Source organism: Sphingobacterium sp. JB170 (assembly GCF_900163865.1).
Classification (GTDB): Bacteria; Bacteroidota; Bacteroidia; order Sphingobacteriales; family Sphingobacteriaceae; genus Sphingobacterium.
In genome coordinates this window covers 424,887-445,444 of record NZ_FUKU01000013.1, presented here as the reverse complement: position 1 = coordinate 445,444, position 20,558 = coordinate 424,887, and the positions used below count along the sequence as shown (strand labels likewise).

Sequence of the window (20,558 nt, the reverse complement as noted above, 5' to 3'; positions counted from 1 at the left end):
ATTAAATAGATTTATAGTTCATAATATTGAGTTTTCGACTTCATCTATGTCCTCAACCTTTTCTTCTTCAGATACTTTTGGATAGGTGATTCCATCAGGTTTTGTCCGCCTTTTGCAAAAATCCAATACAATCAGGGTAAGTATATCCAGGGTTTTAAGCAGGCGAACTCTAGACTTCAAATTTTCCTCGCTCAGGCAGTCCGTATTATTTGGGTCTAAATAGCGTATAATTCGGTTCTCTGCCTCATATATTACGTCATGAACGTCGATATCATGGTACAACTTTGATAATGTCTTCGTTAGTTTATTCCGTTCCTTGATGCTTAGGCATTTCGGCCTCCAGTATTGTACTTCTTTTTCAGGCAAGGGACAGTGCAAAACATCGAAACTATCCGGAAGGAGCCAATCTTCTGGGAGATAATCCGTTTGTAACAGTAGCCATCCCGTTTCTATTAACCAGCATAAATAAAACCGCAAGTCAACAACGTCCATTGTTAATTCCTTGCGTTTACGCGAACATCCCATGTACAACGCTGAAATATTCTCGTGAAGATCGACATAACTAACCCCACAGAATATACCATCAATCATTTCAAATGGACTGGCATACCTGTAACCTTCGTAAGTAGTTCCTAGAAAATCTTCAATCAAATGCCGGTTGGGCGGAGGATAAGAATATTCAGCCCAATGATATCCTAACATGCAAGCTTCATGTAGACCCACCAGTTTTTCATAAGTCTTTAACGGAGCGTATTCTCCGGATTCAAATAAGGTATCATTGCGATTCAGGCAAGATTTCCAGTCTTCTAGTAAATTCAGCCACGAGGTCAAGTCCATATCTATGAAGAAATGCTTAAAAGTCAGTACGAAGTTCTGTGCTTCCTCACGTGTAAGTTTTGAAAAGGGCTCTTTAAAATGTGCCAGATGATGGTTAAGTTTCTGATCGTTACTTGATCGATATTTTTTCTGACAACGATAAGGATTCGGTAACCAGTTGACATCTATCCAGTCTTCCTTAAAATTTAAACGCTTTTTATGATGCAGGAAATAATGACACCCCTTCACCATCTGTACCACTTTACCCAGAGTCCCTGATAGTTTCTGTTTCTCAGCATCGTCTTTGTTGTAGTTTGACGTTAACGCCACAAGCAGTTGCCATAGACTTTCATTAAAAGATTCAAAGGTACCGTAACGAATAGAATCAAAGATTCCTCCTTCCAGTAAGAACCACGGTGTTTCGTATTTGTCTTCTGGATTATTTAAATATGCATTATCCATAACTCAAAATTTTTATTAGTTAATCCTCGTGTTTTGTAAATCCAGATCGGTCAAATGGCTTGATCGAACAACCTTCATCAATATGAATTAACCGCATTGATGGAATTCCATGATACTGTAATTTGCTTCTGCTGAACAAGCTGGCTTCCAGTTCTTCTGTGGCCCACACCGAAGCCTGACCATCACCATGAAGGTGGATATAGGCTTCTGACGCATCAAATTCATCACCATGATATACACCGTGCTGATGCACTAAAACCTGCGATACAATCGTACTGCCACGTATTTTTGCCATCGCTCTTTTAAGCACTGTACAATCGGTTAAGACCGCATTTATATCCAACTCAATTCTACCTTGATAGACAATTATGCCAAGTTTCTCCACTTGAAATTCTTCTTTTGTCGTGACAAATGCCCTGTCACAAATTTGGATGCAGGTCAGGTTAGTACATTCAACTATCATTTTGGGGTAGCTACCGCTTAGTAATAAGAAGCCATAATGTATTGGTTTGGTTTGGATGATTAACTCTCCGTTCTCCACGTAGTAATCTATCCACTGGGCAATGTCATCCGGCTCATCCACATGGACGGCGTACGAACCGCCCTGATGTAGGCAGATCTCGCACCGGGTAAGGACGCGGATCATGTGAAAAGAGTTTACATTGTTCATGATCTTCATGGGTTAGTATTTTTCAAGCACTGTTACATCATCCGTTCGTTTATTCTTTTCAAACCACCGTTTGAACCAGTGCTCTACATACATATGGTTGTTTTTCCAAAACAGTCTAGTGTCATCCGGCTCCATACCGTTAATCGTGTCACAAACTGTCCTGACCGCTTTCAGCTCATTGAACATTCTCTTTATGTCATTTTTTGCGTAACCGGGCTGTCCGAATCCGCATGTGAGGAAAAACTTCCTGGCAGCCCTTCGTTGTTTTTCCGTTGCACGGTCAGAATGGGAGTAGCTCACTATCCACATAAAATCGCCTAGTACGTCTTCTAACTTAATGTTCAGAATGGCACATAACATCCTAAAATTGCATGGGATGAATAGTTCTAAATGCTTCCACTTGGACGAGTACATTTCCCCGATTTCGGAATACTTCTCATACTTGTCCACTGATGTAACCTTCTTTTTTTGCTTTTTCATATCTTGCAGTATTTGGTTATAGTTCTAAGGTCACGAACCATAAAGGCATATTCAAACCTTTAGCTGGCATAAATTATCCCGATTTGGGAATATATTATTCCATGAAATATTCCGTATTTTCGTAAACGGTAGCAGCTTGTAGCACTATCTTTTGGCTTAGCATTTTATCATTATGGAGAGAATACAACAAATACACGAAGGGCGTAACATCAAGCGTTTCAGGGAAATACTTGGCATGAAGCAGGAAACCCTTGCTTATGAATTAGGCGACGACTGGACGCAAAAGAAAATCTCCCAACTGGAAGCCAAGGAAAAAATCGAAGAGAATATATTAGAACAGGTGGCCAGGATTTTGAAGGTAAGCCCCGAAGCCATCCAACGTTTCAATGAGGAAGCGGTAATCAATATCATTTCAAGCACCCTTCATGATCAGGCCGGTTCTGTACATTATAACTTTAATCCTCTGGACAAATTAATCGAGGCTTACGAAGAGAATAAGAAGCTGTACGAACGGCTTCTTGATGCCGAAAAATCTAAAGTTGAATATTTGGAACGGCTAAAAGATAAGTAGGACACGATGGAAAGATGTCGGCTTTAATTCTTATTGAAGGCAAATCTGTTATTTAGGAAACCGAAAATCGGCGAACTTGTTACCAAAATATTCAGGGCTCGTGAGGACACCCATTACAAAGAGCACAGGATAAAGTAAATGCAATCTAAGAGCCGCAGTTTTCCTTCATTTCTGTGATTTGCTCTTTTGTCCATTGTTCCAATACTAATATAAATACGATTAAAAATAGTACACCAAAGAAGAAGCTTAACACAACATCCATAACCGTAGTATTGGGGTTTATTGGTATATCTTGAGGGAAATATAATACTTGATAAGTATTGTAGTATAACTTGTCCACATTGTTGACTATTAAAAAGGAAGCAATAATTGGCCCGCTCTCCCTTAGCCCCTCAATTATTTTATTACAACCAGCGTTTCCGGTTTAAATTTTATAACATGCTTCTCATTAAACCGAAGAATTATGAGGTTGATGCGGCTTGGAAATTTATCAATTTCTACAACTTTACCCAGGTCTACAACAAAATCACCTGTTTTAATTTCACCTATGGGTACAATTCTAAGTTGAGAGAGGTTTTCGTGATTAAGCATACGCAGATAAGTAGATCCACCAGGTGGAGAGGTTAAACAATTGTTAGATATTAAAAGTATTAGTGTGTGGCATCTTGCCAAAAAAATAGAGACCTATGTAAATAAAACGAGGGAAAATCAAATCTGATTAAGCCCCCGTTCATTAACGCCTTTCAAAACTAGGCATTTGTTGTATGCTAATAAAAACAACATTGTAATTTTCTAGTAACAGCTTTGTTATAATGATACTAACTGTAAACTCAGGCAATCGATTTTATAAATGTTGTTATTTTTATTACATGTAATGAGAAATACGATTAATGGATAAGTGGGATCTAGTATGAAGTTTACACCACGGAAATTTCTCACCAGATTATTCAACCTAAATCCATAGTGATAAATGCCAGTAAAATAAAAAATGCATTGTGAATAGCATGCATAAAATATCCTAACATTAAATTATACTTTATCCTTAAATAGCCTAGAAAAAGGCCTGTAATTAATTGTGGCGCGATAAGCAAGGGTGATAACAAAAGAACCTTATTTGTAAGCTCATAGTTTGACAAATGAAAATAAGCAAAAAGCAAGGCAGATGAGAAGAATATCAGTGGAAATTTGCCAGCCCAAAGACGGGATAAATATTTCTCGACTTTCGCTATATTCTGATTGCCGATGACTGAAACTGGCAATATAGAGTAAGCTGTTAAATCTCTGGGATTAAATCTCAAACAAAGTCGGAAAATCAACTCTTCCAGAAATGGATTTATAATCACTCCCCAAATCACAAATTTCCATAATGGTAACTCTTGAAATAACGTATCCAATTTGTGCACACCTGTATCAATTATTCCAAGTTTTTCAATACCATAAATAGTAGCACCAATTACTGCTATAATCGGAATTTCGATTGCCAAGATGGAAAAAAGCCTATTGATTTTGTGCCTCGCTGTTTGGATTGGCGCAGGTTCATCAATTGGATTTTTTACAAAATGATAAAAGTCTGTATAAGTTTCTTTAATTGAGACGATCATTGCAAACAAAAACCTACCTCATTGCCAGAAACATTTCCGGCATTCCCTTTCTAGTGCGCTTTGCACCGAACAGCTTAGAGAAAAACGACAGGAATCCCATAACTAATTTTTTTTGGCCAACCTAAAGTTAGGCCATTTCCAGATGAATACAAAACATCTTTCGATTACATTCACTAATCACATGAAGACTTCTGCCATTTCATTCAGATGTCCTATATTTGTGTAAGTTGACCAATAACATGCAGGTTGTATCGAAAACAAGATTGAGAATAGACAACAATGGGATATACCGTACCAGAGTATTTCGAGGCTAATAGACGTCTCGCTAAAACGATCAGCGAAGCCCAGCGGATGGAAAATCAGCGCCCCCCCTATTGTCAAGCTCGGATGGTCAGTGACCGGGTCGAGAATGCCGCTAACAGGGTGTCCGAGTTTATCGAAATCTTCACATGGGAAACAAGGAATACCGACCTGATACGTACAGCATTCGTTGATATTGCGCGAAACCTACGTAGGCAAATTGTCTGCCTTAGGGAAAATGGATGTTGGCCTGACCATTTCAACGGTACAGCCAACCGTTTCCAATTGCAGGAAGACGTATCCGTTGCTTTCCTTAAAGCATTGTACAGTAATGGTCGCCATACTCCACGGATCGATATAAAATCCACGGATGTAGCCTGGGACTATTCCAGGATCGAGCAATACCTGTTGGACATGGAACGACAACTGCGCCACGCCACTTTCGACAACCTGTTGGAAGCCGTAACCTATTACGAAAAAAGCGATGTCCTTTTAAGGTTTATCTTTAAATTTCTTGACAACGAAAAGATACTGTTAAAATAAGCATGTTTCTTATTTAGAATGCTTATAAATAATGGTATATTTGCTTGCGAATATATACTATTCACTGTTTATGCCCTAATAAAAGCAAATAAGACATGTTGATCAAGGCAAAGATTGAAAACCACAACGAATGGCTGTTTCTGGAAGAAATACCGGAAAAGTACATTCACAATCATAGGTTATCCGAACGCGAGATAAACATCAGGCATAGCCCTGTGCACATGCGGAACTACCAATTGTCCACCAACGGACTTTTCCTGCTCCACTCGGAGATGAGTTTCAACCAGAAGGTACGCATCGAGACCGAAGTGGAGGGCGATGCCATAGCCAGCCAGTTTATCTTCGTCAAGGATAGGGCCGGAAGTAAAACCAAGCCCCGTTATGGCCGCAGCAGGCATAACATACGTTATATACCTGCCCAAAAGGAATCTTACGAAGTAAAAGCGGATACCGATTATATCTATTTCCTCATCGTGCTGTCCAAGGATTACTACCTCAATCTGGTAGATGTGTCGTCTCCTTTGCAGGAGGGCTTTATACATGAGATGGAAAAAGGTGTGTTTTCGTCGTTCATGGACGAAGACCTGTATGTCACCCCCGAAATGCGCACTTCCATCGAGAGCATCCGGGAATGCAAGCAGGACGGCGACCTGAAACGCATGTTCACCGATGCGCGCATACTCGAGCTGATTATGTACCAGTTGGAGCAGTTCAGCCAGTATATACAGGATGAAAAGGAAATATTGCAGGGAACGGACATCGAGAAACTGGAGCATGTGCGGGAAATCCTTGAAAGCAACTTTATCGATCCTCCCGCGCAAAAGGAACTCGCCAGGATCGCCCTGCTCAATGAATCAAAACTTCGTACGGGCTTCAAAAAATATTTCGGGACGACTATTTACGATTTCGTCACGCGCCTGCGGATGGTGGAAGCCAGACGGCTGATCGTGGAGGAAAAGAAGAACAATATGTACGAAATAGGCAATCTGGTGGGGTTCAAGCACCAGGCCAGTTTCACCAATGCCTTTAAGCGGTATTACGGCATGCCACCGAGCGAGGTGAGACTATAAGTGGTTTCAGCCCTGACTTGATCGACGTAGGGGCACATCTCGTCAATGGGTAGAAGGGCACTATTCCGCAGGTTCTGGCGTTCCCTTTATAGACCCAATATCTCCCGGATGGACACCGAAAAACTCTTTGAATGCAGCCGTAAAATTAGAGGGCTTTTGATAGCCCACTTGCAGGGCAATTTCTTTTAACAATAAATTCTTTTGGGTAAGAAGCTGATGTGCCTTTTGCATGCGGATTCGCTGCGTATAGGCATGTATGGTACTATTATAGATTCTCTTGAAATCGGCTTTAAGTTTAGTTTCGTTCAGGCCAACCGTCAGTGCCAGATCCTTGATAGTAGGGGGCTGGATATAATGTACTTCCAATATTCTTTTTGCCTCTTCTATTTTCTCCATATCGGCATTGTGCAGCATCGGTCTTTCTATTTGTTCAGCATGTAGGGAGTATTGTTGCTCCAATTGAAGCATAAGCAATTCGGCGATTTTGATCTCGAGGCAAAGGCGGTGAAAAGACCCTTTTCGGCTGCAATTGCGGACATTCTCAATAATCCGTTTCATATCTTGGCTCAAAGGGGCAAACTCTGGCGACAGCCTACTTTGATTTCCTTCATTGACCGCACTTAACAGCTTGTTGTGTCTGTCGTGTTCCTGGGGCATGACCCGAAGACAGAACCCACGGGAAAGTAAGACAATGAATGAATTGACAGGCGCTCCGGGTTCGTAAGCAACTTTCAACATTTTGGAATTAATTACCTCGACATTATGTTCGTCTCCGTGCATCCGTATACTGACATCATGATTGCCGCCGGTGGTCATGATGTTGACATCCCCCTCAAGATGAAAGACCATTGCAACAATATGGCTATTGAAAGATAAACACGCGGTAATCTGCTCAACAACTTCCGAATGGACATCAATCAGAATCAGACCGTCTGTATGAAAAAGCCTAAACTGCTCATCAAACGAATCACCATGGTGAATCGGGTGTTCTATCAATTCGGATCCCAGATCGTAGCCATCAGACACCGTGATAGCCGCTACTTTCGACCCGTTTAGATTGCTCGCTATCAATTCCATAATAAACTATACTTTATCAAATTCTTCCATTTTGGGAGTTTTTACTACCAATTCGGGTACTCAATGAACATCACATTCAATTACCTTTGCAAAGGTAAATTTTATTTAGTATGATTCTAAATAATATCGCTTATCGAACAGGATATTACAATAAAATGAAGATTAACAGAACACGAGTTGGAAGTTTAATATATGCAAGGATTTTTTAGGTACTGTTTTTTCTTGGTAATAATGAACACATTTTGTCAAATAGTTCACGGAAACGAATCCATCATCAGTCAGCAACAATTCCTGATCGAAGGAAAGGTGCTGACGAAGGATAAAGAAGCTATTGCCAATGTAAGTGTCGCTTTAAAATCAACCAATAAATTTGCAACAACAACAGATGCAAATGGATACTTCAAATTATTCACGTCAGAGGGCAAGCATACGTTAGTATTCAGCCACATGTCGTACGAACTCTTCGAAGCTACTGTGAATATAACGGAAAACGAAAGCAACAAACATTATTATGAAATCTATCTGAAAGAAAAACGGATCGAGCTTCGGGAAGTAGCCATTACAGGACAAACGCTTTCTTCGGCTCCCTCGCTCGAAACGATCAAGATGCAACATAAAATGATTGCCGGTGGAACATCCGTTGCCGTGATGACACCGGAGGTGCAACGATTGGAAACCATAAAAGATGCCTTGAAATACGAACCCGGCGTGGTCATACAGGAGTTTTTCGGAGCGAACGATCAGCCAAGGTTAAGCATACGGGGATCCGGTATCCAGAGCAACCCCCAAAGGCGTGGGGTTTACCTGTTGCAGGACGGTATCCCGGTGAACTTTGCCGATGGATCGTTTATCATCGGGGTGATGGATCCTGCTATTTCTGAATCAGTAGAGGTATTCAAGGGCGCAAACGCATTGCGGTATGGTGCAGCTACGCTTGGCGGGGCGGTCAATTTCAACTCCCGTACCGGGCGATATGCTCCAGGCATACAGCTAAAAGCAGAAGGCGGTTCATTCGGTTATGCGCAGGGCAACCTGATGATGGGCAATCATTGGGGCAAAGCAGATGGTTTTCTTTCCGTTTCGGGAAGCCGTCAGGATGGTTTCCGCCAGCACAACCAAAACAAAAAAATGAATGTAGCCGGAAATGTTGGCTATCGTTTTTCAAGCAATATCGACAGTCGTATTTATCTCAACTATTCGTACATTAATTTTAACGTGCCGGGGCCACTCACGATGCAGATGCTCCTGGACAATCCGACACAGATCAACAAAGGAATAAGCCTGCCTTATTACATGGGGCCTAACATAGAACGTGACAAGCCGGGGCGTGAGGCGGAGATACTCCGCTTTGCCAACCGTACCGCTTTTAGGCTTTCACCACAAACCGACATTACCGTTTCAGCTTATTACCAGCTTATCAAAGACAGGTTTGTCTTTCCCGTCGTCCTGTCCACGCAACGCTCCACGGGGAATGACGCGGGTATCAGCATACAGGCAGAACACAGGATGGATAAGGGAAAACTAACCGTAGGCTTTCTGGAAAGCCATGGCAATATCGACCGTAAGGGACATATCAATGTCAATGGATTGGATTCCTATATGTTCAGTAAGGACAATCTGAATGCCGTGAACCTGACATTTTATACCGAATACCACCATCGTTTCAGCGAGAGGTTGCATGTTATCGGCAATGTACAGGCCGTAAACAACGAGCGCAATAGCGAAGATGTTTTTCCCGACCCGGAACTGCGCCCCTGGTATAGTCATTCCTCGCACAAGTACCGCTATTTCTACTCATATAGCCAGTCGATGGACCAGCAATTCAGGGCAGTGAACCCGAGGATCGGTTTTATTTATAATGCCGGTAAAAACAGAGATTTTCAATTTTTCGGTAATGTTAGCACAAGCTATGAACCACCTACCTTTGACGAACTCGTAGGCACAAAGGTCACGGAAAACATCAATACCAGCCCGAAAGAGTTCTTTGCAATCAAGCTGGACAAACAGTCATCCGTTACGGCTGAAATTGGTACACGCCATGAGGGTACACGCTATGGCTGGAATGTGTCCCTATACCGGTCTTGGGTAAAAGATGAGCTCTTAGAAATAAAAGATTTTGTTCTGGGGGTAAAAGAGACCAAGAGCTATCCGAACACGATCCATCAAGGGATAGAATTCGGTGCAATAGCTGTTCCGTTTGAGAATATTTTCAGGACAAAGGACAAAATCTCCGTTAGGGCGATGTACACCTATAGCGATTTTTATTTCTCGTCTGACGATTATCAGGGCAACAAGCTGGCGGGCGTACCGCCCCATTACCTGACGGCAGCGGTTGAATACAAAAGTCCGGACAAGCTGTTCTTTTCGCTCAATGCCGAGAGCCAGCCACAGCGTAGCCCGATAGACCACACCAATACCGTATATCAACCTGCTTTTACCATTTTTGGATTCAGGGCAGGAATAGAGCAGTGGAAGAATTTCTCCTTCTACGTAGAAGGAAAGAACATATTGAATAAATATTATGCATCAAGCTACATCATCAGCGACCAGATATTGCTGCCGCCGATTCCGTTCCCCGAATTTACGGTGGACAATGTAGCATTTTTTATGCCCGGACAGACAAGGACTTTTTATGTGGGGCTGACCTATAAGCTTTAAGGAACAAAGAGTAATGATAAAGGAATAAGGATTAAAGACAAAGAAACAAGGACAATATGCATTATACAATGATGCGATAATACACCAAAAGAAATGGCAATAGAAGAAAAACTAAACGAAAAACAAGGGCACTGGATACTTGCGAAGGTAGGGAAAAAGGTACTTCGTCCCGGTGGACGGGAGCTGACCAAGGTGTTGATGAAGAATATGGACATCAATCCATCGGACGATGTGGTGGAATTTGCACCCGGGCTGGGTTTTACAGCTGCCATTGCCTGTGCCAGAAAACCGAACAGCTATACCGGGGTAGATAACAATAAGCAGGCTTCCGAACTGGCAAAGAAAAATGTCAACTATGCTAACATGAGCATGATCGTGGCCGATGCTTCCAACACCACCCTGCCAGGCAATTACGCTTCTAAAGTATATGGCGAAGCAATGCTGACCATGCAGCCATTGGAGCATAAAAAGGCTATTATAAAAGAAGCCGCAAGGATACTGAAATCGGGAGGCTTTTATGGCATCCACGAGCTGGGATTACAGCCCGATCACATCAGTGAAGAGATTAAGCAAAGCGTTTACAAAGACCTGAGTGCCAATATACGGGTGCATGCTCGCCCGCTAACCGCGAGAGAATGGTGCGAACTTTTGGAGGACGAAGGCTTTGAGATTGTAAAGGTGGATACTAATGCTATGGCTCTGCTGGAGCCAAAGCGTGTATTGGCGGATGAGGGTATCTTCCGCACATTGAAAATCATGTTCAATGTACTTACGCAAGGTGAACTGCGTAAGCGTATCCTGCAAATGCGCCATACTTTCAAAAAGCATAAAAAAGATATTAATGCAGTAGCTATTGTTGCCCGTAAAAGATAATCCGGATGAAAGGACTTGGTTACATAGTGTTATTCTCTTTCATGTTTATTTCATGTAGTAAGGATAACTATTACTCGCCGGACCTTGATGATCCGTCTTTATTGCCCGACCGTGAGGATTACCTGAATGAAGACTATGGCACGCAGGCACTGGCAAAGGAAATATACGAGGCCTATCTGGGTTATGGGAAGGACAGCGTAGATATAAAAATAGTTATGTATGACAATGAAACCCGCACCCAACCATTATTGACTTTTACAGAAAGCAGATGGCCGGTACGGATGCAATGGCTTGCCAACGGTGCTTTGGAATTTGGGTACAGGAATTTCCAGACAGAAATGATGCCTTTGGAAATGACTACGAATATTAATGTATTGCTGGAACTGAATGCCGTTCAGGATACTATATGGCTTCGAGGAACGGACGGAAGTGTGCGTACAGCTGCGGTATCTGGACAGCCCATCGGCACCCCGCTACCGCAGAGTGATGATGCCGAGTTGGAGGGTTACTATGTGCGCAGCAGTAAAAAGCTATATGTCCTGTTCGACCTGATGTTACCCATTGCAATGAAAGCACATATAACCGGAACAAAATAAAAATTATAAAACAATGAATGCAAAACCTATATACAGACAATCTGCTTTATTGTCCGTGCTGATGCTGTTGGCCTGCGGACTTGTGCTTAGCTCGTGCAGTAAGGAGGGCGAGGATATTGGAGGTAGTACCCTGATAAAGCAATATGGAATGACAGGAAAATATCGCTTTCAGGTGATACCTGCGATGATGGGAACAATCCCTATAGCAACAGGAACAGTGGACGGAACAGTTACTGATGAAGGCAATGGCATATTGCGCTTACGTTTTACCGGCTTCCGTGCCAGCCCAATGCCATTTGAAATGAGTGTGGACTCGCGGTTTAGCGTTACCGAAACATCTAAAGGGTTGATGGTACATAACGTGGATGGCAAAGGCTATTTTGATGCCAACCCACCCGCTGATGGCTTTGAGCCAGACGATGACCCAGGATTTGAAATACCTGATGAAGCGTTAGAACAGGGATTGCATAGCAATGGAAACTCCAAAATAAGCGGTGTATTTGAAAAGAACCCAAATGGATCTGGAACCATGCAATACGATCTTAAACTGGATCCCGGAGTAGCATTGCCCGTGGTAGTAGTAATTAAATCTGCCCAAAAACTTAATTAAGCACATGAAACCTATCGTATACCCATTCGTGTGCGGCAGTCAAATATATTTATTAATAATTTTTTAAAATCAATATTATGAGTACAAATCAAACAAAGGGAGCAATTTCCCTAACAGGGATACACCAAGTGAGTGTATTCTTTGACCCGATGGGTGACTTTTTTGCGGGTGTTGCAAAAGGACTACTAAATCCTGATGGCAACCATTATATCAAATTTACTGCCGTAACAGGCGGGATAACAAAAGTGGAATTTTGTGATGCGAGTGGCAATACCAGTGGATTTAACCCTGGAACTCCACCTTCATCTTATGGAGATTTCGATTATGCTACAACGAAGCATTATTGGAAAAATCAAATGCCAATGGCGCTAGCATTGCAGGATGTGAGTTTTACTTTCGATGATGTTACGGGAAATATAACCAACGGTAATGGTGTAGTTGCATTAGCAAGAAGAAATGGCAACCCGGGAAGTTCCATTCCTTCTTTTATTAACCCAAACCAGGATTCGGACAGTTCAGCAGCTATTATTACTACGACAGGTAATTCGGCTTCGGCTTTTGCCATACGTATCAAATTAGGATTTCAAATACCTTTTCAAATCGTATTAACCAAAATTTAGAATGGTTCCTAAATTCAAAAAATGACTGCTACGTACAGAATAGGTTGTATATTATTGTTAATAGGAGTGGTAATATTGGCTTCATGTGATAAGACGGAGGAGTTCCCCGCGAACTCCTCCACTTTTATCCTACCCCAGAATGACAACAATACACTGATCTATGAAGGCAAAAAAGCCGGAGATTTTGAAGTGGCTTCGGATGAAATGAATTGGTCTGGTATAAAGAAGCTTATTGTAAAAGGCCATATCAATAATAAAGATATTGGCATTATAAAACGGTATATAGCCGAAGCGTTCAATGGTGAACTACGGGAGGTTGATTTTCGGGACGCAGAGGTTTTTGAAGGGCAATTCATCAATTCTCCTTTTCATAAGCTTAAAAACTTAGATTATTTCGTTTTCCCGAGAAAGATAAAAAGTACAGGGGACAATGTGATGTCCGAATCCTACTGGATTCGGGAGGTAATTGTTCCGGAGGATGTAGAAATTATTGGAGATTTGACTTTCCAAGTAGTCAGTCTACGTTTAGATGTGCAACAGACAGGCCATGTATATCCGATTGACATTCCTTATATGCCCATTGAAAAATATCAATTACCTAACACCGTAAGAGAAATCGGGCAATTTGCCTATAGATATTACCCATATGAAGACCTTGAACTACCGGAGTCGGTAGAAGTAATAAAAAGAGGGTGCTTTGCGAATACTAAGCTAACCAGTTTTACTTTTCCTCCAAAAGTAACCGCATTGCCCGATGAGTGCTTTCTTTCAAGTGCGGATTTGGAAACTATTACGCTCCCGGAAGGATTAAAATCAATAGGGTCTGCACCTTTTGCAGGAACTAAAATAGAAGAATTATTAATGCCGGACGGTATAAAAGAAGTAGGAGAAGGTTTTCTTAGCGGAATACACCTTAAAAAAATCAAATGGTCTCAAAGCTTAGTTGAATTGGGTAATAGGGCTATGCGAGGCAACAATTTTGCAGAGCTTCGTATTCCTGGACAGATTGTTCATATTGGTGAAAGCTGTTTTTACCAAAGTACCACTAAGCGCATCTGGTTTCATAAAGATATCACAGAACTGGGACGAGGCTTTATTAATGGCATGGACAATCTGGAAGAAGTCCATGTAGCCTGGGTAGCGCCCCCGCCAGCAAACACCTTATTCGACAATATATTAATCAATCCCTTGGGGACACCTGAATATAACAAAAGTCCGGATTTTGAAAAGGTAAAATTATATGTGCCAGCAGGAACAGCTAATTTATATAAAAATGCACCCGGTTGGAAGAATTTTAAACAGATCATAGAGGAATAAGGCATGGATACAAGTAAACTAAAAATAATATCCTTTTGTCTCGTTCTTATAAAGTATCTGATTACCGCAAATAATCTGTATGCACAGGAAGACGATTTTAAGTCCTTTTCTGTAAAGCTTTATGGCGGATATTCAAAAACCAATGAAACCAGCTATCTGAAAAAAGTAGGTGGCAAATACGAATTGGGCAATTCAGCTGTTGCAGGTTTTGGACTCACATGGTTCCTTACCCCCGACTGGTCGGCAGAAGTATCGGCATCTGCCGGTAGGTACCATATAAAAATGACCGATGGCGACTACAATAGTATGCAGGTATTGAGAGATGAAATCCCATTAGGCAGGGTGTGGATAGCACCAGTAAGCCTGTCCGTAAAATATCACATCAATCAATGGAAACCAATTAAACCTTTTATAGGTGCAGGTAGAACCTTTATGCTGTTTGACAAACCAGATCCCGGTTGGGCAGCCGATGCCGTAGAGTACCACAGCCGTTCTGCTCTACACATAGGTATCGGAACGGATTATTATATAACAGACTGTTGGTTTGTACAGTTAGATATCAGGCACTTTCTTGCAAGCCGTGCCAATGTCAATCCCGATTTTACCAAATCGGTAGGCTGGAAGCTGAATGGACAGCTAAAGCCCGACCCTGCACAAGTAACATTGGGTATAGGATACCGCTTTTAAACAAGAATTTTTAACTTTTTAATATTTAATCTTTAGAACCATGAACAGAAAGCAATTTAATAACAGCTTATTTATCGGGGCATTTGCACTGATGACATTAGGATTTGGAGCTTGCAGTAAAGACAAGGATCCCGAACCCGAAGTACCAAAAACCGAAGAGGAAATACAAGCAGAATTGAAAGAAGAATTAAGAACAACAATGAAATATAATAGTAACTATAAATATCTATTATATAGTTCTATGGATAATCCTGATTTTAAAAGTGCAGCGGACTTCAGTGAAACATTAAAATCCACACAGTTGGATAATACGGGTAGCAAATATATGGCTCCAAACTTGGTAATCGATAAAAAAGGTGTATTGTGGTTCTCTGTATCTGGAACTTTTTACTACTTCGAAAAATACATAATAAAAAAGGAAAATGATGTTATTTCGATCAAGTGTGAACAAAACGATATGTTTCAGATTTCACAGGCTGGAACACCAACTCAGCCAACTGGCATGGGTTATTCATTAACAGCTAATTACAATCTTAAAACAGGTAAAACCTCGCAAATATTGGAAGCTATTGTAAATGAAAGCATCATGATGATGATAGCTCATGTATGGATCCAAGATAAGAACATTGCCAATCCTACAAAGTCACCTGTAGGACTAGACCCAAATGATTACATAGACTTATAAATCGTCATACTATTTGTAAATTAAAAGTATAAGTGAATATATATATAAACGTAACAGCCTCGCAGCAATAGGAACACTGTTGCTGCGCAGGTTAAAACAAGAAAATCTTAAATTAAATGACAACAACGGAAACACCTACTGTCTTTTCCCTAAAGGAAAGAATCCAATATTCACTAAACGGAGTGATTAGCCAGCAAATCGCCAAAAGCAAGGCAGGTAACATTACTCTTTTTGCCTTTGACAAAGATCAGCAGCTCAGCGAGCATTCCGCTCCCTTTGATGCTGCCCTGCAAGTCGTTGAGGGCGAAGCACTGATACACATTGCGGGCGAGCCCTATGAGGTAAATGCGGGAGAAATGATTATCCTACCTGCCAATATTCCCCATGCCGTATATGCAACCACGGCATTCAAGATGTTGCTGACGATGGTCAGAGGGTGACCGAACATTCGTATCAATACTAAACTGCACAGGCTCCATATTAATTTTCAGGCTGTGCAGTTTTTTAGTTAACAAATAATAAATGAGTTGATTGCCATGTTATTATATGGACTACTGGACGGCAGGTATGCTAAAATCTGGATGCATGCGGTAGACCGACCGGCGGTTTCCGACCTTTGCCGAGACACATATCCCGGCCTGTGTAAGTATACCGAGGCTTTGGTACACGCAACTGATACTGATCTCGTACCCGTCAGACCTTATAGAAATCCATATATCCTCGGCCTCGGCTTCCCTGTCCATTTCCCGCAGCTTCAGGGCCACCCGCCAGCGCCTGTCCGAATGCATCATATCCCTTGAACGGCAGTAGTCGTTCAGCCGTTCCAATAAAGCGTCGTGGGGAGCAGATGGATCAACTGATGCGCTCATGATTGGTAATCTGTGATTGATAACCCTTAAACAAGACTGTTTGCCAATGCCTCGCGCCAGCTTTCCAATTCAGCGATGCCCGGCTTGCGCTCCCCGAAAAACTGCACGATCAGTTCGCCCTCGGCATCGTAGAGCTCCAACGAGTTGACATCGCCGTCCACCGTCGGTTTGACCACATGCCACACGCTGTGGACGGCATCCTCGTTCAGCCGCAATCTACCGCCGGAAGTTTCCGACAGGCTGATCCATTGATCGGTGTGGTCAATGTCATCCAACTTTCCCGTATTGATCTGTACACAGCCCTCGTTGGCCGTAAACTTCATCACGGGAACATCGGTCTCCGCGCATTGGTGGATCGTCCTGCGGAAAGACTCCAGGCTGACCTGCATCGCCCGTCTTGGCGGTGCCAGCCGTAGCGCCTGCATGCGGGTCAGCCCGAAGCGCCTGAGCAGTCCGAAAAACTCGTGGGTATCCTGCATATCGTTCCATGCCACATGAAAATCACTGATGTCGATCTCCGCGTCCCGCCGTTCTTCCATGCGTTTGCGGCCCGTGCGTTCTATTTTGGGGGCAACCTGCCGGTCCTGCCGGAATGTAAGGACGATATCCCTGTACACATCACGGTAGCTGCCGTCTGTCAGGTGGATCTGGTGCACAGATCGCCCCTCGGCGTCAAAAAACCGCAGGCTTTCCTTTCCCTTGTCTTCCACCGCCAAAGCGAGCTTCCAACGGCCCGGAAATATCCGCAGGTCTATATCCTCGTCCAAAAACAACAGGGTGTGGTCTTCTTTGGAAAAATTCCGGTACACGCCCGTACGCTCCGTTTCGCAATAGGCATTGTAGGTCACGCCTTTCACCAGCCCCAGATCGGCAATCCGTCCGAGGATGGCACCCACTTCGGGTCGTAGCAGGGTCACGTTCTCGCCCAGACCCAAAAGTAAAAGTTCTGCCTCGCTCACGCCAAGTGTTTCGGCAACCTGCCAGAGCGGTTTGGCCGGATATTCATCCCGATAGGAAATGAAGCGTTCCAGAAGCGACCGCTTGTTATAAATATCGGCAAGGTTGGAATTGAATGCCGCAGCGTCAAACTTGAGTCCGTTCGGCGTGACCTGCGTGATCAAGGTACGGGGGTTGGTCTGCACGGTCGAATGGACACCGAAAGCCGTGAATATATTGCGTGAGGTAAACACCTCTTCGGGGGCTCCGTCCCACCATTTCCGACCGCCTTTCAGCATGATGATTCGGTCGGCATACTGCGCCGCGAGATTGATCTCATGCAACACACAGACTACCATATAGCCCTTTTTGGCCAATGCGTTTGCAATGGCCAAGGTCTGGTGCTGGTACAGCATATCCATATTTGCGATGGGTTCGTCCAGCAGCAGGAGCGCTTCCCGGTTATCCCACACCTGGGCCAGCACACGGGCAAGGTGTACCCGTTGTTGCTCACCGCCGGAAAGTGTCAGCATGGAGCGGTCAGCCAAATGGCTGATACCGCAGATATCCATCGTTTCCTTTAGGGCAACCCTGTCCGCTTCCCCGGCAGATGTGGCTTCTTTGCCATACCGACCCATCAATACCACTTCCTCTACGGTAAACGCTAATGTAATGGCGTTCTGCTGGTACAGGGTGGCCCGCGTTTCGGACAGTTCCTTTGCCGTGTAGTCGTTGAGGTTCCGGCCCCCGTACACCACCTTACCGTCGGTGGGTTGTTTCTCCCGGCAGAGGATTTTCATCAGGGTGGATTTCCCGGCCCCATTGGCACCGAGTATGGCCACCATTTCTCCCTTTCGGATACTGAACGTAATATCTTTCAGTAAGTGCCTTTTGTTGATTTCGTAGCTAACGGATTCTACTCTTAACATATTTTTAGTATTGCGATTGGCGTATTGCGTATTGAGATGTACTTTTTATCTCACATCTCAATACGCATATCTCATATCTATTGTAATATTTTCTTTTTGTCTTTGTACAGGATATACAGGAATACCGGCGTACCCAGCAATGCCGTGATAACCCCGATGGGGAGCTCAACAGGCGCGGCAAGCACACGTGCCAGCATATCGGCGAGGGTAAGCACCAACGCCCCCAGCAGGGCCGATGCCGGAAGTACAAGCCGATGGTCCACGCCGCCAACCAATCGGACGATGTGCGGCACCAGCAGACCGACAAAGCCGATGATACCCGATACGGAAACACATGCCCCCACAGCAAGTGTCGATAGGATGACCACACCGCTTTTGATGCGATTCGGGTTCATGCCGATCTGCTCGGCCTGATGCTCGCCAATGGCGAATAGGTTGAGCCCCCTGCCGTAAACGGGCAATACAAATACGGGGATCAGGACAAAGGGCGTGATGCCCAGCACCATGTTCCAATTGGCTCCACCCAGGCTACCGAGCATCCAAAAGGTGATGGTACGCAACTGCTGTTCGTCGGCGAGGTACGTGACCAGTCCGGTAAGCGCACCGGCAAGCGCATTGATGGCGATACCGGCCAGCAGCATTGTTGCCACGTTCGGCTTGCCGTCCGTCTTGGAAAACTGGTACACCAACATCGCGGCCAATCCTGCTCCGGCGAACGCACCGAAAGCCAACAGATAAAAACCAAATAACTGACCCAACGTAACGAACAGGATGGCTTCCAACCCGATAATCAATACGGCAAAGAGCGAAGCCCCTGCCGAAATACCGATTAATCCCGGTTCGGCCAGCGGGTTACGGAAGATACCCTGCACCGCACCGCCCGATATGCCCAATGCCGCGCCGACCAGCAGGCCCAAAAGTACACGGGGCAGCCGCACGTGCAATAATACGTTTTCTGCCAGATCATCGACCACGGCATCCTTAGCCAGACCCGATGCTTTTGCCAATATCTTCAAGGTCTCCTGCACAGGGATTTTCATTGCGCCCATCCCAAGCGAAAAGACAACGACCACCAATAGCCCGATGGTGAGGCTTAGGTATATAATGCTTCTTTTTGTCATTTATTATATTTTCAGTATATCCAATATGCTATCGGGTTAATTCCCGGTGCAGTGCCAGTATAGCCTGATCCAGCCGTGTAGCAAAATTTATCATCAACGGGCCATCGACCGATACAATCTTTTTGTTCTTACCAGCCTTGGTAAACGCTACCCCCGGCATGCCCAGCACGCCGTTCTTGCCCCCCAGACTTTCCATGCCGAAATCGAACATCACCAGTACATCCGGATTGGCGTTAACGAGTGCTTCGGTGCTATAGGTCTTGTAGCGGTTGAACTCCTGTATAGCGTTGCGTCCCCCGGCAAGACCGATTATCGCATCCATATTACTTCCCTTTCCGGCGACGGTCATCGTGCCCGTACCACGGGCGTAGAGAAACAATACCTTTGGTTTCTTACTACTTGCCTTTACGGTTTGCAGGGCTTTGGTTATACCCTGCTCGGTTTCCTGCGCCAGCTTTTCTGCCTTATCCTTTACGCCCAGCGCACTGCCTATGTCACGGATAAAGACCAATGCACCTTTGACCGAATACTCCTGTTTGATGGCCACGAACCGGATTCCCGCCCCTTTTAGTGACTGGATAACCCCGTAAGGAACATCGCCCTGTAGTGCAATAACCAGGTCAGGTCGGTAGGCCATCAACCCCTCGGCCGAGACCGAACGGTTCCTGCTGACCTTTGGTAATTTCTTTATTGCCACCGGATATTCGCTTGTTACGTCCACGGCGATAATCTGTCTTTCAAATCCCAATGCCGCCACCGTCTCGGTGATTGCTCCCCCCAGCGTAATGATGCGTTTGGGTTGGGCTGTTGCCGATAGAACACACAGCATGCAAAAGCTGCTTAGCAGCAATATTGTTCTTGTCTTTTTGTAATACATCGTTTAGTCCAGATCGCAAGGAAGCAATTGCCTTGCTGATAAATTATTGACACAAAAGAATGGTTTAATCAATCTAAATACAAATACATGACAATCCGACAAAAAACGGATTAAACAAATGAAATTTTGGAATAACAGAGAGTCATTATCATGTATAATTTACAGAATATTAGTGCTTTATATAGAAAAT

The 20,558-nt window shown here is 43.8% G+C and carries 21 protein-coding genes; 12 read left to right on the top strand and 9 right to left on the bottom strand.

All coding sequences use genetic code 11. The features are described from left to right. Positions 1–18 precede the first annotated feature (18 nt). The 3 genes from FM107_RS03450 to FM107_RS03440 are packed head-to-tail and all read right to left on the bottom strand — an operon-like array spanning position 19 to position 2,428. A complete protein-coding gene (locus tag FM107_RS03450) occupies positions 19–1,278 on the bottom strand; it encodes a hypothetical protein (RefSeq protein ID WP_086947111.1) in 1,260 nt (419 codons plus the stop codon). A 19-nt stretch (positions 1,279–1,297) separates the two neighbouring features. After that, a complete protein-coding gene (locus FM107_RS03445) occupies positions 1,298–1,957 on the bottom strand; it encodes a GIN domain-containing protein (protein ID WP_143559414.1) in 660 nt (219 codons plus the stop codon). A 3-nt stretch (positions 1,958–1,960) separates the two neighbouring features. Continuing rightward, positions 1,961–2,428: a hypothetical protein gene (locus FM107_RS03440; RefSeq protein WP_086947109.1), complete on the bottom strand. Its 468-nt coding sequence runs from the start codon at positions 2,426–2,428 to the stop codon at positions 1,961–1,963. A 172-nt stretch (positions 2,429–2,600) separates the two neighbouring features. Between FM107_RS03440 and FM107_RS03435 the strand changes: the two genes are divergently transcribed. After that, positions 2,601–2,999 carry a helix-turn-helix transcriptional regulator gene (locus FM107_RS03435; RefSeq protein WP_086947108.1) on the top strand — a complete coding sequence of 133 codons (399 nt, stop codon included), beginning with the start codon at positions 2,601–2,603 and terminating at the stop codon, positions 2,997–2,999. Positions 3,000–3,946: 947 nt separating this feature from the next. Here the strand turns inward: FM107_RS03435 and FM107_RS03425 are convergent. Beyond that, positions 3,947–4,600: a CPBP family intramembrane glutamic endopeptidase gene (locus FM107_RS03425; RefSeq protein ID WP_086947106.1), complete on the bottom strand. Its 654-nt coding sequence runs from the start codon at positions 4,598–4,600 to the stop codon at positions 3,947–3,949. Between the two features lie 279 nt (positions 4,601–4,879). Between FM107_RS03425 and FM107_RS03420 the strand changes: the two genes are divergently transcribed. Together FM107_RS03420 and FM107_RS03415 are read left to right on the top strand one after the other, a co-directional pair. Further along, complete coding sequence (locus FM107_RS03420; RefSeq protein WP_086947105.1) at positions 4,880–5,443, top strand: hypothetical protein; 564 nt, start codon at positions 4,880–4,882, stop codon at positions 5,441–5,443. A gap of 95 nt (positions 5,444–5,538) precedes the next feature. Then, a complete protein-coding gene (locus tag FM107_RS03415; RefSeq protein WP_086947104.1) occupies positions 5,539–6,513 on the top strand; it encodes a helix-turn-helix domain-containing protein in 975 nt (324 codons plus the stop codon). A gap of 60 nt (positions 6,514–6,573) precedes the next feature. Here the strand turns inward: FM107_RS03415 and FM107_RS03410 are convergent, their stop codons facing one another. Continuing rightward, positions 6,574–7,590, bottom strand: coding sequence for an AraC family transcriptional regulator (locus tag FM107_RS03410; protein ID WP_086947103.1), 1,017 nt, complete (start codon positions 7,588–7,590; stop codon positions 6,574–6,576). 231 nt (positions 7,591–7,821) lie between these two features. On the opposite strand from FM107_RS03410, the gene FM107_RS03405 reads away from it, so the two are divergent. The 9 genes from FM107_RS03405 (at position 7,822) to FM107_RS03365 (ending at position 16,076) form a co-directional block, all read left to right on the top strand. Continuing rightward, complete coding sequence (locus tag FM107_RS03405; RefSeq protein WP_179204391.1) at positions 7,822–10,248, top strand: TonB-dependent receptor; 2,427 nt, start codon at positions 7,822–7,824, stop codon at positions 10,246–10,248. Between the two features lie 93 nt (positions 10,249–10,341). Further along, complete coding sequence (locus tag FM107_RS03400; RefSeq protein ID WP_086947101.1) at positions 10,342–11,121, top strand: class I SAM-dependent methyltransferase; 780 nt, start codon at positions 10,342–10,344, stop codon at positions 11,119–11,121. Between the two features lie 5 nt (positions 11,122–11,126). Then, positions 11,127–11,717, top strand: coding sequence for a hypothetical protein (locus FM107_RS03395; RefSeq protein ID WP_086947100.1), 591 nt, complete (start codon positions 11,127–11,129; stop codon positions 11,715–11,717). Positions 11,718–11,730: 13 nt separating this feature from the next. Beyond that, the gene (locus tag FM107_RS03390) at positions 11,731–12,327 is read left to right on the top strand and encodes a hypothetical protein (RefSeq protein WP_143559413.1); all 597 of its coding nucleotides are present in this window, start codon (positions 11,731–11,733) and stop codon (positions 12,325–12,327) included. A gap of 77 nt (positions 12,328–12,404) precedes the next feature. Beyond that, entirely contained in the window at positions 12,405–12,947 is a 543-nt protein-coding gene (locus tag FM107_RS03385; protein WP_086947098.1) for a hypothetical protein, read from the top strand. 21 nt (positions 12,948–12,968) lie between these two features. Beyond that, positions 12,969–14,264: a leucine-rich repeat domain-containing protein gene (locus tag FM107_RS03380; protein ID WP_086947097.1), complete on the top strand. Its 1,296-nt coding sequence runs from the start codon at positions 12,969–12,971 to the stop codon at positions 14,262–14,264. Positions 14,265–14,267: 3 nt separating this feature from the next. Beyond that, positions 14,268–14,951, top strand: a complete 684-nt coding sequence (locus FM107_RS03375; RefSeq protein WP_086947096.1) for an OmpW family protein — start codon at positions 14,268–14,270, stop codon at positions 14,949–14,951. 40 nt (positions 14,952–14,991) lie between these two features. Further along, a complete protein-coding gene (locus FM107_RS03370) occupies positions 14,992–15,636 on the top strand; it encodes a hypothetical protein (RefSeq protein ID WP_086947095.1) in 645 nt (214 codons plus the stop codon). Between the two features lie 116 nt (positions 15,637–15,752). Continuing rightward, a complete protein-coding gene (locus FM107_RS03365; RefSeq protein ID WP_086947094.1) occupies positions 15,753–16,076 on the top strand; it encodes a cupin domain-containing protein in 324 nt (107 codons plus the stop codon). 111 nt (positions 16,077–16,187) lie between these two features. Here the strand turns inward: FM107_RS03365 and FM107_RS20170 are convergent, their stop codons facing one another. The 4 genes from FM107_RS20170 to FM107_RS03345 form a co-directional block, all read right to left on the bottom strand. Next, the gene (locus tag FM107_RS20170) at positions 16,188–16,379 is read right to left on the bottom strand and encodes a transcriptional repressor (RefSeq protein WP_373407987.1); all 192 of its coding nucleotides are present in this window, start codon (positions 16,377–16,379) and stop codon (positions 16,188–16,190) included. A gap of 152 nt (positions 16,380–16,531) precedes the next feature. Then, positions 16,532–18,370, bottom strand: a complete 1,839-nt coding sequence (locus FM107_RS03355) for a heme ABC transporter ATP-binding protein (protein WP_086947092.1) — start codon at positions 18,368–18,370, stop codon at positions 16,532–16,534. A gap of 77 nt (positions 18,371–18,447) precedes the next feature. Further along, positions 18,448–19,491, bottom strand: coding sequence for an iron ABC transporter permease (locus FM107_RS03350; protein WP_086947091.1), 1,044 nt, complete (start codon positions 19,489–19,491; stop codon positions 18,448–18,450). Positions 19,492–19,519: 28 nt separating this feature from the next. Further along, on the bottom strand, positions 19,520–20,368 hold the full coding sequence (locus FM107_RS03345) for a hemin ABC transporter substrate-binding protein (RefSeq protein WP_086947090.1): 849 nt from the start codon (positions 20,366–20,368) through the stop codon (positions 19,520–19,522). Positions 20,369–20,558: the final 190 nt, after the last annotated feature.